Annotated in this window: 15 protein-coding genes; 8 read left to right on the top strand and 7 right to left on the bottom strand. The window is 66.2% G+C overall.

Annotation, left to right across the window (positions count from 1 at the left end; genetic code table 11):
* Window positions 1-18: 18 nt before the first annotated feature.
* The 3 genes from F816_RS0105675 to F816_RS0105665 form a co-directional block, all read right to left on the bottom strand.
* Window positions 19-405 carry a YajD family HNH nuclease gene (locus tag F816_RS0105675; protein ID WP_019593901.1) on the bottom strand — a complete coding sequence of 129 codons (387 nt, stop codon included), beginning with the start codon at window positions 403-405 and terminating at the stop codon, window positions 19-21.
* A 70-nt stretch (window positions 406-475) separates the two neighbouring features.
* Window positions 476-1,510 (bottom strand): alpha/beta fold hydrolase, encoded by a 1,035-nt coding sequence (locus F816_RS0105670; RefSeq protein ID WP_019593900.1) that lies wholly within the window; start codon window positions 1,508-1,510, stop codon window positions 476-478.
* Window positions 1,500-3,521, bottom strand: a complete 2,022-nt coding sequence (locus F816_RS0105665) for a site-specific recombinase (RefSeq protein WP_019593899.1) — start codon at window positions 3,519-3,521, stop codon at window positions 1,500-1,502. The genes F816_RS0105670 and F816_RS0105665 overlap by 11 nt, the downstream gene beginning before the upstream one ends.
* 266 nt (window positions 3,522-3,787) lie before the next feature.
* Between F816_RS0105665 and F816_RS0105660 the strand changes: the two genes are divergently transcribed.
* The 3 genes from F816_RS0105660 (at window position 3,788) to F816_RS0105650 (ending at window position 6,345) form a co-directional block, all read left to right on the top strand.
* Window positions 3,788-4,402 (top strand): BMC domain-containing protein, encoded by a 615-nt coding sequence (locus F816_RS0105660; protein WP_018167879.1) that lies wholly within the window; start codon window positions 3,788-3,790, stop codon window positions 4,400-4,402.
* 1 nt (window position 4,403) lies between these two features.
* The gene (locus F816_RS0105655) at window positions 4,404-4,976 is read left to right on the top strand and encodes an NUDIX hydrolase (RefSeq protein WP_019593898.1); all 573 of its coding nucleotides are present in this window, start codon (window positions 4,404-4,406) and stop codon (window positions 4,974-4,976) included.
* 76 nt (window positions 4,977-5,052) lie between these two features.
* Complete coding sequence (locus tag F816_RS0105650) at window positions 5,053-6,345, top strand: TlpA disulfide reductase family protein (RefSeq protein ID WP_026333148.1); 1,293 nt, start codon at window positions 5,053-5,055, stop codon at window positions 6,343-6,345.
* Between the two features lie 139 nt (window positions 6,346-6,484).
* Here the strand turns inward: F816_RS0105650 and F816_RS0105645 are convergent, their stop codons facing one another.
* Window positions 6,485-7,183 (bottom strand): rhodanese-like domain-containing protein, encoded by a 699-nt coding sequence (locus F816_RS0105645; protein WP_155998511.1) that lies wholly within the window; start codon window positions 7,181-7,183, stop codon window positions 6,485-6,487.
* Window positions 7,184-7,417: 234 nt separating this feature from the next.
* Here F816_RS0105645 and F816_RS0105640 point away from each other — a divergent pair, with 234 nt between their 5' ends.
* Window positions 7,418-8,020, top strand: coding sequence for an Sbal_3080 family lipoprotein (locus F816_RS0105640; RefSeq protein WP_231363384.1), 603 nt, complete (start codon window positions 7,418-7,420; stop codon window positions 8,018-8,020).
* A 35-nt stretch (window positions 8,021-8,055) separates the two neighbouring features.
* On the opposite strand, the gene F816_RS0105635 is transcribed toward F816_RS0105640, so the two are convergent.
* The 3 genes from F816_RS0105635 to F816_RS0105625 form a co-directional block, all read right to left on the bottom strand.
* Window positions 8,056-9,360 (bottom strand): TlpA disulfide reductase family protein, encoded by a 1,305-nt coding sequence (locus F816_RS0105635; protein ID WP_019593894.1) that lies wholly within the window; start codon window positions 9,358-9,360, stop codon window positions 8,056-8,058.
* A gap of 122 nt (window positions 9,361-9,482) precedes the next feature.
* Window positions 9,483-10,997: a GGDEF domain-containing protein gene (locus tag F816_RS0105630; RefSeq protein ID WP_019593893.1), complete on the bottom strand. Its 1,515-nt coding sequence runs from the start codon at window positions 10,995-10,997 to the stop codon at window positions 9,483-9,485.
* A gap of 113 nt (window positions 10,998-11,110) precedes the next feature.
* Entirely contained in the window at window positions 11,111-11,344 is a 234-nt protein-coding gene (locus tag F816_RS0105625; protein ID WP_019593892.1) for a hypothetical protein, read from the bottom strand.
* Window positions 11,345-11,481: 137 nt separating this feature from the next.
* Between F816_RS0105625 and F816_RS0105620 the strand changes: the two genes are divergently transcribed.
* The 4 genes from F816_RS0105620 to F816_RS0105605 all read left to right on the top strand — a co-directional run bounded on the left by F816_RS0105620 (window position 11,482) and on the right by F816_RS0105605 (window position 14,724).
* Window positions 11,482-12,798 carry an MBL fold metallo-hydrolase gene (locus tag F816_RS0105620; RefSeq protein ID WP_019593891.1) on the top strand — a complete coding sequence of 439 codons (1,317 nt, stop codon included), beginning with the start codon at window positions 11,482-11,484 and terminating at the stop codon, window positions 12,796-12,798.
* A 219-nt stretch (window positions 12,799-13,017) separates the two neighbouring features.
* Window positions 13,018-13,629: a TetR/AcrR family transcriptional regulator gene (locus tag F816_RS0105615; protein WP_019593890.1), complete on the top strand. Its 612-nt coding sequence runs from the start codon at window positions 13,018-13,020 to the stop codon at window positions 13,627-13,629.
* A 32-nt stretch (window positions 13,630-13,661) separates the two neighbouring features.
* The gene (locus F816_RS0105610) at window positions 13,662-14,153 is read left to right on the top strand and encodes a DsrE family protein (protein ID WP_019593889.1); all 492 of its coding nucleotides are present in this window, start codon (window positions 13,662-13,664) and stop codon (window positions 14,151-14,153) included.
* Between the two features lie 70 nt (window positions 14,154-14,223).
* Window positions 14,224-14,724 (top strand): DsrE family protein, encoded by a 501-nt coding sequence (locus F816_RS0105605; protein ID WP_026333145.1) that lies wholly within the window; start codon window positions 14,224-14,226, stop codon window positions 14,722-14,724.
* Window positions 14,725-14,964 lie beyond the last annotated feature (240 nt).

The raw sequence follows: 14,964 nt of genomic DNA, 5'->3' as shown, positions 1-14,964 counted from the left end.
ATCCAGCCCGCAGTCGTTCTACGTTTTCGGGTCGTCGCCGCCCCGGTCGTTCTCGTCAAGCAACCCAGCCAGTCCGGCAAAGGGATTGTGGGTAGCCGAGGAGGTGCTCGCCGTATTCCCGCTGCCTGGAGTGGCGTCGGTGTAGCGCTGGTGTTCATTGTCGTGGCAGTACAGGCACAGCAGCTCCCAGTTGCTGCCGTCGGATGGATTGTTGTCGTGGTTGTGGTCGCGGTGGTGCACGGTCAGCTCGCGCAGATTGACGCGGGTGAATTCGCGCCCGCAGCGGCCGCATACCCACGGATACATCTTCAACGCTTGCTCGCGGTAGCCCTGTTCCCGTTCCGCCTGGTCGCGGCGGCTGCGGGCAACCAGGTCGTCGAGGCGGTTGGGGGTCGAGTGGCTCATAGGGCGTTCTCCGAAGGTTGGCTGGGTCCACCGTAGCGCCAGCGCGCGGTGGTGGCCAGAGAAACCCGGGTCAGTGCTTTTCGCGCAGGTACTGCGCCAGGGCGTCGGGCGAGCGCTCGTGGCCCGAGGGGAGGCTTCCTTCGGGGTCCTGCAGCCAGGCGGCGATGTCGTCGAACGTGGTCTCGGCCCCGGTATACCGGGTCAGCATGTGATAGCCCTCGGGGTAGAGCGCCGCCCGATGGGCATCGGATCCCTGGGCGGTCAGGGCCTCCAGCAGGCGCGCCAGGGGCAAGGGTGGCACCAGGTCGTCGCGCGCTCCGTACAGCGTCAGGCTCGGTGGGGGCAAAGCCGGGCCCGCCTCCAGCGCGTGGGTCATCAGGGTGGTCAGGCCGTCCAGTGCATCGATGCGGGCATCCCGCAACACCAGCGGATCGTCACGCATCTGTTGTAGCACCGCGGGGTCATCGGTGGGGTGGATGTCGAGGTCAGCGGCCATCTCGCCGTCCAGGCGCCAGCCGGGCGCCAGGCGTGCCCCCAGCCACAGGCCGAAGCGCTGATACCAGGGCATGTCGCCGCGGCTCCAGACCGCCGGGGCGATCAGGACCGTGCCGGCGACCCGGGGCGATGCAGTGGCGGAATCGGTCGTTTCCTCCATGGCCAGCAGCGTGACAGCGCCGCCCATGCTCTTGCCGATCAGGTAGGGTGTCTGGTCAGGGTAGCGCTCTTGCAGCAGCCGGAGTGCGGTGCGGGCGTCCTCGGCCAGCAGGCGGTGACCCGACCAGTAGCCGGCGTTGCGCGTGGCTCCGAAGCCGCGCTGGTCATAGGCATACACCGCAATGGCGTGCCCGGCCAGCGCCTCGCCCAGCGCCTGCATGCTGCCACCGTGGTCGTTGAAGCCGTGCAGGGCTAGCACAACCCGCTCAGGGGTGTCCGGCCCCCAGCGGTGCAGCGGCAGCCGGTCGCCATCGGCTGTGTGGATCACCTCTGAGGCGATCAGCGGGGTGCGGGTCTCGTCGCCGGAGGGGCTGGGTACCGTCCCGGCACAGCCGGCGAGCGATAGCGCGAGTGTCGGCGCCAGCAGACGCGCGGCCCTGCTAACGAGCATCGGACTCGTCGTCGCCTCCGTTGGTCGTGGTCTGCGCGCCGGGTGGGAACAGGAATTCGCCCGGACGTTCGCGCAGGTGGCGACCATAGGCGCGAAAGACGCGGCCAAAGGTGCCGATGCGCACGCCACGGGCGCGCAGCGCAACGTACAACGCGAGCCCGAAGCTGACCCACAGGTTGACCGCCCCGATCAGCAGCACGAACACCAGGAACAGCATGAACATGCCCAGCCCGGGCGCCTCGCTGGCGGTGACATAGCCGAGGTTGGCCGAGGCAAAGGCCACGTGCTGAATGTCCAGCGGCAGGTTCAGCAGGTAGCCGATATAGCCGGTCACTCCCAAAAGCACGCCGAACAGGAAGTTGCCGATCAGTGCACCGTAGTTGTGGCCGATCCAGTCGGCCAGGCGGTGGCGCGCACCGGTCGGCAGCAACCGGCGCAGCAGCGGATGCTCGCGCAGGCGGCCGGGCAGGTCGAGATAGGCGCAGCGGTTGTCGAAGAAGCCCGCGATCAGGCCGGAGACGAACAGCCAGACCCCGGCGATCGCGGCAAAGAACAGTGCCAGGCCCATGATCGGGTGCAGCCCGTCCACCAGGTAGTCGACCTCGTGATCGGACAGGACTGGAGCGTTGAACAGGCCCGCCGCAAACAGACCGATCAGGATGGCGGTCGGCAGCGCGATGCCCACGTTGCCGAGTACTGCGGCGAACTGCGAACGGCCCACCCGCATCAGGAGATCTGCCATGGTTCGTGGATCGGCTGTGCCGCGTTCGCTTTCTTCGATGGCGGCGGCCAGACGCGCGGCGGTCATTGCCGGCTGCTTGGTGGCCACGGTGAAATGCAGGATATGGATCAGCACAAAGCCGAGGCCGTAGTTCAGGCTCACCCACAGGGTGTTTACCGCGTGAGACAGTCCCAGGGATTCGATCTGGATCTTGATCAGGGCCATGACCGCGATGATCAGCCCGGCGCCGGCTCCGGAGCGCAGCATCTGGAAGTATTCGCCGCGCGACTGGGTGATGTAGTGCTCGCCGGTGTCGCTGACATGCTGGGTGATGCTGCGCGAGACCAGCTTGATGTTGTCCTGCCACAGCGTGCGTACGCCGTGCTGACGGGCGCTGGTGGTGATGAGTTCACGGAACACCCCGACCGAGGCCGTGCGCGTGTCGCGGTCCGCGTCCGGCTCCAGCAGGTCCAGTAGCTTGTGAATGCGACCGAGGGTCTGGTCCAGACGTTCCAGAAGGTGGGTCAGCGACAGGCTGTTGCCATGGGTGATGGCCAGCTGGCGCAGGCGCGCGATCTGCTCGCTGCACTGCTCCAGAAGCACCCGCGCGTGGCGGTCGTCCATGCGTTCGCGGTTGGGGTCCTCCAGGGTGGCGCGGTAGTCACGCACGTAGGCGGAGATCTCGCGCTCCTGGGCGACAAAGGCCGAGTTGTGCTCGGCGATCGATGGGTCCAGGCGCAGCAGTTCCGGCTCTAGTTCCTCCGCGGCCACCCAGATCGACAGCATCTCCAGGGCGTAGAGGATCTCCTCGCGTGCCCGTTGCAAGACCCCGGGGTGTTCCCCGGTCAGGCAGCCCAGGGCCTCCAGCAGGCGCCACCAGGCATCGTCCGGCAGGGCCGCAACCCAGGCGGCGTCATCGGTCTGGTGAAACACGTGATAAAGCACGTCTTTCAGGTCGCGCCTGTCCATCGGGCGCGGATTGATCCGCTCGTAGATCAGCTCCGCTGCCTCGCGGAAGAAACCCTTGCGCGAGAACAGCCCAATCCCGGTGTACAGCGTCAGGTGCCGGGCGTCCTCCAGCCCGTCCTCCAGGCGCTCACGCAGCCGGTCCTGCAGGCGCGGGTTCTCGCCCAGGGCGAGGGTTAACTGCTCAATACGGGAGATCACCGGCGCGACATTGCGCGGGTCTTCCGGGCGCAGCCAGTCCACGAGCTGGCGCAGGGTCTCGGCCAGATCGAGATCGGCGTCTTCCACGCTGGCGAGGAGGTGTTCCGCATCCTGCTTCGGCATGACAATCCCTGTGGCTGCGGGGTTGGCGTTGCATTATACGAGCGTCTTCCCGGGACGTGTGGCCGCCCGAAGGCCGGCCCGTGAAGGCATCCAACGTTGAGCTTGGCGCGCGCTGCGTTCACAATACGTCCTCCAATTCTCCCGCGTGTGCACGCGAGCCCGCCCATTTCGGGGCGGCTTGCATGAGGCGTGCGCGAATTCCCGCGCGGGTTCGGGCCGCGACGCGCGGGAACCATGGGCCGCGGGCCCTGGCCCAGAGTGAATCGATGATCCAGCTGCGCACCTACGTCTACATGGATTCCCTCCAGCCGCAGCTGGCGGAATACATGGCTACGGTCTCCCAGGGCTTCCTGCCCGTTCCGGGAGACTCCTGCCTGTGGGTGGAAGTGTCCCCGGGGATGGCGGTGCACCGCCTGACCGACGTCGCACTGAAGGCGACCAACGTGCACCTCGCGCAGCAGGTGGTGGAGCGCGAGTTCGGCTCCATGGTGATCCACCACCGCGACCAGAGCGATGTGCAGGAGGCCGGCCGCGTGCTGCTGGCGCGCCTGGGCGCCAGCCAGGACGATCGTCAGCCCTGCCGCATCCCGTGGCAGGAGACGATCCGCGGGATGACCCCGGATCACACCGTGCTGATCAACCGCCAGAACCGTCGCGGCAACATGATCCTGCCGGAACAGAGCATGTTCATCCTCGAGGCGGAGCCGGCCGGGTACATTATCTACGCCGCGAACCAGGCGCTGAAGGCCGCTAACGTCTCGCTGATCGACGTGCGTGCGGTGGGTGCCTTTGGCCGTCTGACGCTGGCCGGCAGAGAAGGCGATGTGGACGAGGCCGCGCGCGCGGCGATCCACGCGCTGCACAACCCCGCCGGGACCTGAGATGCATCGCGCCCAGCTGCTGGACCTGCTCGCCCGACACCAGACGACCTTCATCGAGGAGGCCGGCTACGTCCGCCGCGCCCTGGAGTTCGTCAGCGAGCACCCGGACTGCTTCCACTGCGATCTCCTGCCCGCGCATGTAACCGGTTCCGCCTGGGTGGTCAGCCCCGACCGCGAACGGGCATTGCTGCTGCTGCACGGCAAGCACCACCGCTGGTTCCAGCCCGGCGGGCATGCCGACGGCCAGGCCGACATCCTGCAGGTGGCGCTGCGCGAGACCCACGAAGAGACTGGCCTCGCCCCCGAGCAGATCCGCCTGGTGGAAGAAGATGTCTTTGATCTCGACATCCACACCATCCCGGCCAGCCCGCATTTCCCGATGCACGAGCACATCGACGTGCGCTTCCTGCTGGAGATCGACGACCGCCTGCCGGTGCCCGGCAGCGACGAGTCGAACGACATCCTCTGGGTGCCGCTGCAGCACGTCTCGCGCTACAACAACTGCCGTTCCCTCTGGCGCATGGTGGAAAAGACCCGCCGTCTACGCACGTTCCGGCATACGCACCCGCGCTGACCCAATACCTCGGGGCTCTTCCGGGCGGCGTTCCCGCGGGCATGACGGGACGCTATAGTCGCGGTTGGTTCCCTCGATGGATGCCCGCGTGTCGATACGATTGCTTCCGAGCCTGTGCCTGCTGCTGTCTCTGCTTCTGCTGCTGCTCTCGCCGGCGGGTGCCGGAGAGGTTGAATCGCGCACGTTGACAGTGACCGATCCGGCCGGCGTCGAACTGGGCGTCACCGTGTACCCGGCCACTGGTGATCGGCTCTACCTGTGGCTGCTTCCGCAGGCGGGCGAACACGCCAACCATGCGCGCTTCGGGCACGAGCTGGCGGCGATGGGCGTGGAGGTCTGGCAGGTCGATCTGCTGGATGCCCATTTCCTCCCGCGCACCAATGAGAGCATGCGCAGCCTGGATGGCGTCAGTGTGGCCGCATTGCTGCTCGCGGCGCACGCGCAGACCGGCAAGCAGGTGATGCTGGTCGCCTCGGGCCGCCCGGCGATCACCGCCCTGCGCGGCCTGCGTCAGTGGCAGGAGGACGGCCCCGAAGCGGCCTACGTATTCGGTGCGGCGCTGGCCTTCCCCAACCTGATGGTCGACACGCCGGTGGCGGGTGCCCCCGCCGAGTTCGTCGATGTGGTGCGCGCCACCAGTCTGCCGGTCTTCCTACTACAGCCCAGCCAGGGCGTCTATCGCTGGCATCTGGACGACATCCTGGCCGACCTGCGCCGCGGCGGCAGTGCGGTGTTCGTGCAGACGGTCCCGGATGTGCGCGATTTCTATTACCTGCGCCGCTCCGATCCCGAGCCGGAGGAACAGGCCGCGGCCGAGCGCCTGCCTGCGCAACTGCTGCAGGCGGGCCGGCTCCTGGCCAGCGTCCCGCGCCCGCTGGCGGCCGCGCCGCTGCCGGAGGCCACCCGTGCGATCGAAGTCGGCCGCGGGCTGGTGGAGCGTGATCGGCCACGGCCGGTCGCGGATTTCACGCTGACCGATCACCTGGGTGACGAGCAGTCACTGTCCGACTACGACGGCCAGGTGATGCTGCTGAATTTCTGGGCCAGCTGGTGCCCGCCCTGCGTGCACGAGATCCCGTCGATGAACCGCATGGCCGAGACCCTGGGCGAGGGCTTCGCCATCGTATCGGTCAACTATCAGGAAAGCGCCGAGCACATCACGGCCTTCATGCAAGAGGTGCAGGTGGATTTCCCGGTGCTGATGGACTTCGACGGCCGGGTGGCCGCCGACTGGCGCGTGTTCGCCTTCCCCAGCTCCTTCATCCTCGGCCGCGACGGCCGCGTGCGCTATTCGGTCAACAGCGCCATCGAATGGGACGACCCCGACGTCATTGCCACGGTCGAGGCCCTGATGGCGGAGCCGAGGTAGCCGGTCGGCTGGCTGGCGGAGTTACCGTTGATTCGCCACCCATCCCGTCATTGCGAGCCCAGCAATCGGGCGGGGCTGAGCCGTTGTCTGGGCGATTGATTCGCTGCGCTCGCAATGACGAAGTGGACGTCCTCCTGGGTTAGTCGTCGGTCTCGCCCTCAACGATGGTCAGGCCGAAGGCGTGCCACATCTGCATGCCGCCGCGGTACCACTTGATGCGCTCGGCCGGGTAGCCGAGGTTGGTCAGGGTGCGGATGTTGGTGGGTGACTGGCCGCACCAGGGGCCGTTGCAGAACAGCACCAGGGTCTTTGCCCGGCTGAAGTCGTAGAAGTCGCCGTCGAAGATTGCGCCGAAGTCTTCGGTTAGCACGTTGCGCACGTCGTCCGGGTCCGCGCCGGAGGCGAAGTGCAGGCGGTCCCAGGGGATGTTGACGGCTCCGGGGATGGTGCCGCGGCGGTATTCGCGCGGGGTGCGCGAATCGATGATCACCAGGTCGTCGCGCTCCGAGGTCTGCTGGAGGTAGTCGATGAACTCCAGTTCGCCCAGGGTCTCGACGCCGCGCCCAAGGCTCATCGGCTGGATGCAGAACGGCGGGCAGGGTCGCGCGATCTGCGCGTAGTCGAGGTCGATGGTTGCGAAGGTGTCCTGGTCGCGGGTCACCGTTACCAGTTCGTCGCCGTGGCGCACCTCGAACTCGGCCATGTCGGTGGTGATGCCGACCTCCGTTTCCGCGAATACCGGTGCGGTTAGCAACAGGACCGTGGCTGCGAGCAGGCCCGATCGGATTCGGTGTATTGCATTGGGTGCTTTCATGGGAGTCTCCGCTATGTCTCTCATACCTCGAACCTAGACTCGAACTGCGGCGATTGCGCGAAATAACGCCTGCCCGCGTGGGCATTTCCTGACCCGGTAGCGTCCTGCGCAAGGGGGCGCGCGATCCATCTGGCGGGGGGTGACCGATGATGTACGGACGCCTCGATGTTCGGGGAGTCGTGCAGGTCTGGTAGGGTGCGCGCTCGTTCGCGCGGGGCAGGTGCGCGCAGGATTGCGTCCAGAGGAAGGAAGGTGTTTGTGTTGCGAGGATTGCGTACGTTTTGGGTGGCCGGCATTGCGCTGGTAGCCACCGGGTGCTCCATCACCCAGTCGATCGAGCCACTGGATGCGGTGGATGTCAGCCTGGTCTGCGTGCTCGACAACCCCGAGATCCACATGGCTGGATTTCAGCCCGAGTTGCGCGAACTGATCGAGCAACGCGGCATCCGCACGGACGTCTATTCCGGTTCCCGCCCTGCACGGTGCTCGCATTACCTGGAACACACCGCGAACTGGAAGTGGGATCTGGCAATGTACCTCTCGTACGCCGATCTTCGCGTCTATGATGCCCAGGGCCTGGCGGGGCAGGCCACCTACGATGCCCGCAGCGGTAGCGGGCGGATGGACAAGTTCGGGCCGACCCGAGAGAAGCTGGCGCCGCTAGTGGACGAGCTGTTTGCGCAAGTGAATGCCGTGGAGTTGATCCGCGGAGGCGAACAGGCGGATCGGGGAGGCGTTGAAGACTCCGACGGCCGTTCGGTCGAGGCGCGGCTGGAAGAGCTGGATCGCTTGCACGACCGGGGGCTGATTACCGAAGCGGCCTACGAGGAGCGCCTGCGCGCCATCCTGGCGGATCTTTAGCACGCCCCGCGCGGCGCCGCGGCCTTTCCGGGCCGCTACGCGTCTTCGTCCAGCAGGTCGCGGATCTGGTCGATCACGCCGGGTTCGGTCCATTCGATGGCGCCGAACAGGTAGTAGCGCAGGCGGCCCTTGCGGTCGACGACGTAGCTGGTGGGGTAGGCCATCGCGCGCCAGTCGTCGAGGGAGTCCTGTTCCGGATCGAGGAGGATGGTGAACTCGGTCTGCACTTCGTCCTCGATGAAGCGGCGGATAGTGTCCTTGTCCTCTCCCAGGTTCACCGCCAGGATGCGAAAGCCTTCGTCGCGCAGTTCGTCCTCCAGCAGTTGCATGGACGGCATCTCGTGCACGCAGGGCGGGCACCAGCTGGCCCAGAAATTGATCAGCACCACCTCGCCGCGATAGTCCTCCAGTCGATGGATATCCCCCGCCAGGTCGGGCCGCTCCAGCGGCGGGGCCGCCACGGATTCATCCAGGGCGTTGAGCTGTGCGTCGGTGCCGCTGGGGGTGCGTACCGTCAGGTCCGTGTCCGCTTCGGCCACGGCGGGCGTCCGTTGATGAGGCAGCCGCTTCAGCAGGTCCATGGCGAAGATAATCTCGCGGTGGAAGGTCTCGCTGGCGAGCCGCTCGGCTTCCGTCGCATCGGGGCGGAAGAAGAAGCGGTCGCGGATCCCGGGAAGCAGGCGCGCCCCCACCGCACTGCCGCCCTCGGTCAGCCCGCTGCGAATCCGCCCGAGATGCTGGCGCTGGGGCGACTGGGCCGGCTGCAGGATGTACACCGGCAGATGGGTCAGCCGGACGATGGGTTGTAGTTCGGCCTCATCGGTATCCACGCCGGTATGCAGAAAGGGGCTGGTCATCAGCAGTCCGGCCAGGTAGTCCGCCTCGGGGTGGGCTTGTTGCCACTGGTACAGGCCGGTGAGCAACCAGGGCAGGGCACGGTCGTGCCCGAAGGCATAGACCGGTCGTCCGGTATCGGTGTGGGTTGCCTCGATCAGGTCTGTCACCGTGGCGGTGGGCATGTCGTCGAAGCTGGATGCCGCCTCGGGCAGGAAGTGGCCGGTGAACGGATCGACCAGCCAGGTCTCGACCCCGGCCGCCTGCAGCGCCAGCGCTTGTTGTCGATGGCCGTCCTGCAGGCCATGTTCGGAAGGAAACCACAAAAGCACGGCGTCGCCATCGGCGCGATAGCGTTCCACCGGGATCTCGGCCCCGCCGGCCTCGATCGAAGCGGCGGCGTCGACTGCGCCCGTCGGGCCGTTCGCCTCCTGCGCCGGTGCGGCGAATGGGATCATCAGCAGGGCCGCGAGGGCAAACAGGCGTACGAAAATGCGGTATGTCATGGAAACCTTGGTGAAGGAGCTCGGGAATAGACGCGCGAGAGCTTGATATTGCTCCACGGATCTCCTGAGGGGTGTCAGGATTGTGTTCGCAGTCGGGGATTCCGGCCCCTACAACCCGGCCCCTACAACGCGGGCATGCCTGCAACGGGTATGGGTTCGGCGGGGGCGATCATGATGCGGTCACGTCCGCCGTCCTTCGCGGCGTACAGGGCCTGGTCGGCGCGTCCCAGCAGCGAGTCCATGGTGTCGCCGGGGTGGAAGCTGGCGATCCCGGCCGAGCAGGTCTGGCCGTTGGGCATCGCGGCGCGCAGACGTTCCAGCACGCGGCGGGCCTGCTGCGCATCAATGTGCGGGAATACCACCACGAATTCCTCGCCGCCAAAACGTGCCAGCAGGTCCGTGGGCCGCAGGATGGGGCGCCAGGCATCCACCATTTCCTGCAGCAGGGCATCGCCGGCCGCATGGCCGTGGGAATCGTTGAAGCGCTTGAAGTGGTCAATATCCAGGAATGCGAGGTTGAGCGGGCCCTGGGTGCGTTCGGCGCGGGCGATCTCGCGGGTTAACTGTTCTTCCAGGTGGCGCCGATTGCCGGCCCCGGTCAGCGGATCGGTACGCGAGAGGTTCTCCAGGCGCTTGGCCTGGTGCTGAGTCTCGCGCAGCAATCCAGCCATGCGGTACAACACCAGCAGGAACAGCAGGATGGAGGCGATCGCCGCAACGCGAATGATCTCCATCTCGCTGCCAGCGGTAAACAGGATCACCATCGGCACCAGGACGGACGCGGCGCCCAGCACGAGCAGACGCCGGCCGGAGAGCTCGGCGTGCGAGGTGTGTGCGCGCGGCTCCGCCCTTGCGGATGGGTGCCAGGCGGCTGCCACGATCAGGGAATAAGCGATCAGCCAGAAGGCATCGGTCAGCCCGCCCGCGGTGTACCAGCCGGTGGAGTTGCCATGGGCGTAGAGCAGGTCGGCAGCCAGGTAGGCCAGCATCCCCAGGAGCAGGAAGCTGTGGGCCGTGATGCCGGTTCGGTGCAGGAACACCAGGCGCAGGACCAGCGGCAGCAGGATCAGGTCCGCGACCGGATAGCCCGTGGATACCAGCAGTTGCAGCCAGGTCAGGTCGGGGTCGTAGGTGTAGGGTGCGATCAGCAGGGCCCACCCGAGCACGGCGGCCGAGATCCCTACGATCAGGGCATCCACAAGCGCGCCATCGTCGCGTGCGGTCTGGCTTCCCAGTTGCCACAGCGCCATGGCAAACAGCGGGTATACCGACAGGTAGAAGATATCCGCGGCCGAGGGGAAGGGTTCCAGGCCGTGCAGATCGAGCCAGTACCAGATGCCGTGGCCGATGGCCGCCAGCGTCAGTGCGCTGGCGATCAGACCCCAGGCGGTCGCGCCGAATGGCCTCGGCCGGCGCAGTACGGCGATGCCGACAACGACCGCAGCGCTTGCGGTGCCCAGCACGTAGAGACTGCTGGCCAGCAGGCCATAGGGCAGGGCCACATAGGTTGCGGTCAGCAGGAGGCCAATGCCCAGCAACAGCTGCCAGGCATTCGGGCGCACAAAACGGTCCCCGCGGCGGTATTCCGCGCCTGCGGAGGGCGTGTCGTCGCGCTGGATGCCGGCCCGTTTCCCCATGGACAATATGGTGACAGACCGATTGCGGGTTGTCCCGTTTCGGCATGCCTCTTGAGCCGCTCAGGCGGACGCCACGGGCTACAAATAGCCGGTGACGCCCGTGTGGGGTCAGGTTACAGGCCGATCAGTTCGGCGTGGACGCCGGTGGCGGTTACCGTGTCCAGAAGCTTGCGGCTGTTGATCCGTTCCGGGTCGTACTCCACGACCATCAGGTGGGGCCGTTCATCGTGGCTGGAGGCGGCCATCACGCCAGGCAGTTCGCGCAAGGCGTCCTGGATGCGCTCGCGGGCCGCGTGGTCGGTGTTTTCGTCGATGTGGATGGTGACATCCGCCATGTGATTGCTCATTGGGGGTTCCTTCGGCTGCTGGGCCGTGTGCCTTTACCCTGAATATAGACCCTGTAGGGAGTGGCTCAAGCGGAGGCCTGGCCGGCGGCGGAACAGGGGGCTATGGTGGAGGGATGGACGCAAAAAGGAGAATCACGATGCGAGCGATCTGGCTGGGACTGGCCCTTGCCGCGGTAGGTAGTACCGCGCAGGCCGAAGATCTGACGGGCGACACGCTGCTGGAGGCCGCCAACGCCGAGATCATCAACATCGACAAGGAGGGCCTGCAGGAGTGGATCGCGAGTGAGCCGGATCATGTGGTGATCGACGTGCGCACCCGCACCGAGATCGAGCACACCGGCGGGCAGATCCGGTCCAGCGAGACGCTCAATATCCCGCGTGGCTGGATCGAGTTCGAGGTGCCCGGCGAGATCCCGGACAAGGACACCCCGATCGTCGTCTATTGCGGCCAGAACCTGCGCAGCGTGGCCGCCGCGCAGACCTTGCAGCAGATGGGCTACACCAACGTGCAGAACTACCCCGGCGGCTTCTTCGAGTGGCAGGACGCCGGCCTGCCGCTGTACGTGCTGGACAAGGCGCGCGACTCGTTCCTCTATGACCTGCCGCAGGAGGTGACCGACGGCGTGTGGTCCGCGATCGGTGCGACCCAGCCCTCCACCTACGAGAATTCCGGCCACAACAACAACCTGTCGTTCATCATCACCGAGGACGGCGTGGTGGTAATGAACGCCGGCGACAATTACCTGCTGGCTAAGTCGCTGCACGAGGAGATCAAGAAGATCACCGACCAGCCGGTAAAATACGTGGTGCTGGAGAACGCCCAGGGCCATGCCATGCTCGGCATGACCTACTGGCAGGAGCAGGGCGCCACGGTGATCGCGCACAAGGATGCCTGGCGCGAGATCGAGGCCAATGGCCAGGCCAGCCTGGAGGGTGCGCCCAACCGCACCCGTGACAAGGCGTTCATGACCGAGCTGGGTACGCCGGATGTGACCTTCGCCACGCGTCTCGACCTGGACATGGGCGGCGAGACCATCCAGATCCGCTACCTCGGACCGGGCCATGCCCCGGGCGATATCGCCATCTGGGCGCCCGAGCGCAAGGCGCTGATTACCGGCGATCTGGCCTTCCATCAGCGCATGCTGCCGATCTTCGATTACACCGATACCGCCGGCTGGATCGAGACCTGGCACGAACTGGAGGCCCTGGATGCCGACTACATCATCCCGGGCCACGGCGAGCCGGTGAATGACTTCGACGTGCTGCGCCGCTACACCCACGACTACCTCGTGCATCTGCGCGAGGAGGTCCAGCGCATCCTCGACGAGGGCGGCACGCTGAACGATGCCTACAATATCGATCAGTCCGCCTACCGCCACCTGGACACCTACGGTGAGCTGCACCGTCAGAACGCCGGCCGAGTGTTCCGCACCATGGAGTTCGAGGACTTCTGAACCCCGATGCCGAGCGCGCCCGCCGTCATTGCGAGCGCAGCGAAGCAACCCCCATCCGAAACCACCGCACCTCGTGTCCGGTGGTACTGCCCCGAATGGATCGTTCAGACCCGGTCATCGAGCGTTGTGCAAGGCATTCTTCGGCCGGGTTCGGTCCGCGTGTGGCATTCACGGTTCATTCCCGCTAGATTAGAACGAACGTTCGGTTCGGTTTTGGTGATGACGGAAAATCCGAAGCAATCAGTGCGCGGCGCCGCACTACGCAAGCTGGTGCTGGATACCGCCCTGGAGCGGTTCAGCCGCGATGGTTATTTCAATACCTCTATCCACGATATCCGGCGCCAGGCCGAGGTCTCCATTGGGTCGATCTATCACCACTTCGGCAACAAGGAGGCGCTGGCCAAGGCGCTGTACGACGACCTGCTGCAGCGCATGGATGCCGGCCTGGCCGAGGTGATGGGACGCGAGAGCGGGTGCCGCGCGCGCTGCGACGGGATCATCGCGTTCCTGTTCGAGGCCGCGACCGAGGCCCCGCAGACCCTGCGTTTCGTGCTGGAGGCGCGCCACCGCGAGTTTCTTCCGGACGAGCCACCGGTGTGTTCCTCGCAGCCGTTCCAGCGCATGCGCGAGTGCATCGAGCAGGGCATCGAGCGTGGCGAGGTACGACCGATGGAGGTTCCGGTAGCGGCCACCGCCGCGTTCGGCGGCGCGATCCGCCTGCTGCACCTGTACCTCGACGGCGTCCTGGAGCGCCCGCTGGCGCACTACCTGGCCGAGACGCAGGAGGCCGCCTGGCGAGCCATCGCCATGACCCCGGCGGATCGACCGTGACCCCCGCTTCAACCACGAAGGAGAGCCCCCTGATGAAGATTGTTGCTTCCCTGTTCCTGCTGTTTGCCTTGTCCCTGTCCGCCTTGAGCGTCCAGGCCGATGCCCCCACCGATGCCCGGGCCCTGGAGGGCGTCGACCAGGGCCGTGTGGTGTTCGACTTGAACAACAATGACCCGGAGATGCTGGCGCTGTACCTGATGGTGATTCGCGAGACGCATGAAGACCTGACCGACCAGGGTGTGGAACCGGACATGATCCTTGCCTTTCGCGGCCAGGCCGTGACCATGATCAGCGAGGATCGCGAGCGCTTCGAACTGACCGAGTTCGACCACCTGGACGCGATCGAGGAGCACATTGCGGCCTTGCGCGAGAAGGGTGTGCACATGGAATCCTGCTCCGTGGCCACCCGCCTGTTCGGCGTGGACGCCGGGGAGCTGCTGCCCGGCATCGAACCGGTACGCAACACCTTCGTTTCCCTGACCGGCTATCAGGCCCAGGGTTACGCGGTCATCCCGATCTACTGAGTCCGATTGATTCAGGCACCGAGTCCGGGCACGAGAGACCCGGACCTAAACCACGAAAGGAGGAGTATCCATGCGAAACCGAATAGTGATCCTGCTGGTGGCCCTGCTGCTGTCGCTCGGGCTGGGCTCGACGGCCACCGCCGAGGGCCTGGACAACCGCGAGGCGACCCAGGGCATCGAGACCATGCGGGCGGTCTACGACATGCGCAAGTCCGACCCGAACGTGATGCTCGCCTACTTGCGTGGCATCGCCACCAACCACGAGAACCTGATCAAGGAGGGCGTGGAGCCCGATCTGCGCATGGTCTTCATCGCCGAGGCCGTCAAGTTCATCACCACGGATCCCGAGCCGGAGATCGCCATCGACCACGGCGACACCCTGGAAGAGATCGCGAAGGCCATCGACCGCCTCGACGAGCTGGGGGTGAAGATGGAGGTCTGCGGCGCTGCGACCCGCGCCTACGGGGTGGATAACGACAAGGTGCTCGAGCCGATCCAGCCGGTCCGCAGTGGCTTCATCGCCGTCATGGGGTACCAGAACCAGGGCTACGCACTGGTCCCTGTCTACTGAGTTCCCGTTGGCCCTCACACGGGCCCGTGCTTGTCGTCGCAGGGAGGCGACGACTTTTTTGCCGGCAGCACGGTGGAAAACCGCTGCGAACCTGTCCGGGGGGCGGCGGGCGCACGGGGCATCCGCGACCCGGTCTCCCTGATCATCGATCCCTCCTCTATCGGTCTCGAGTGACGCCCTCCACCCGGCCCCGTGCTTTTCGATACCATGTGGGCGAGATTCGGGAATTGCTCCGGCGGG

The sequence above is a fragment of the Thioalkalivibrio sp. ALM2T genome (assembly GCF_000381505.1).
Taxonomy (GTDB): domain Bacteria; phylum Pseudomonadota; class Gammaproteobacteria; order Ectothiorhodospirales; family Ectothiorhodospiraceae; genus Thioalkalivibrio; species Thioalkalivibrio versutus.
This window is presented reverse-complemented; position numbering and strand designations above follow the sequence as displayed.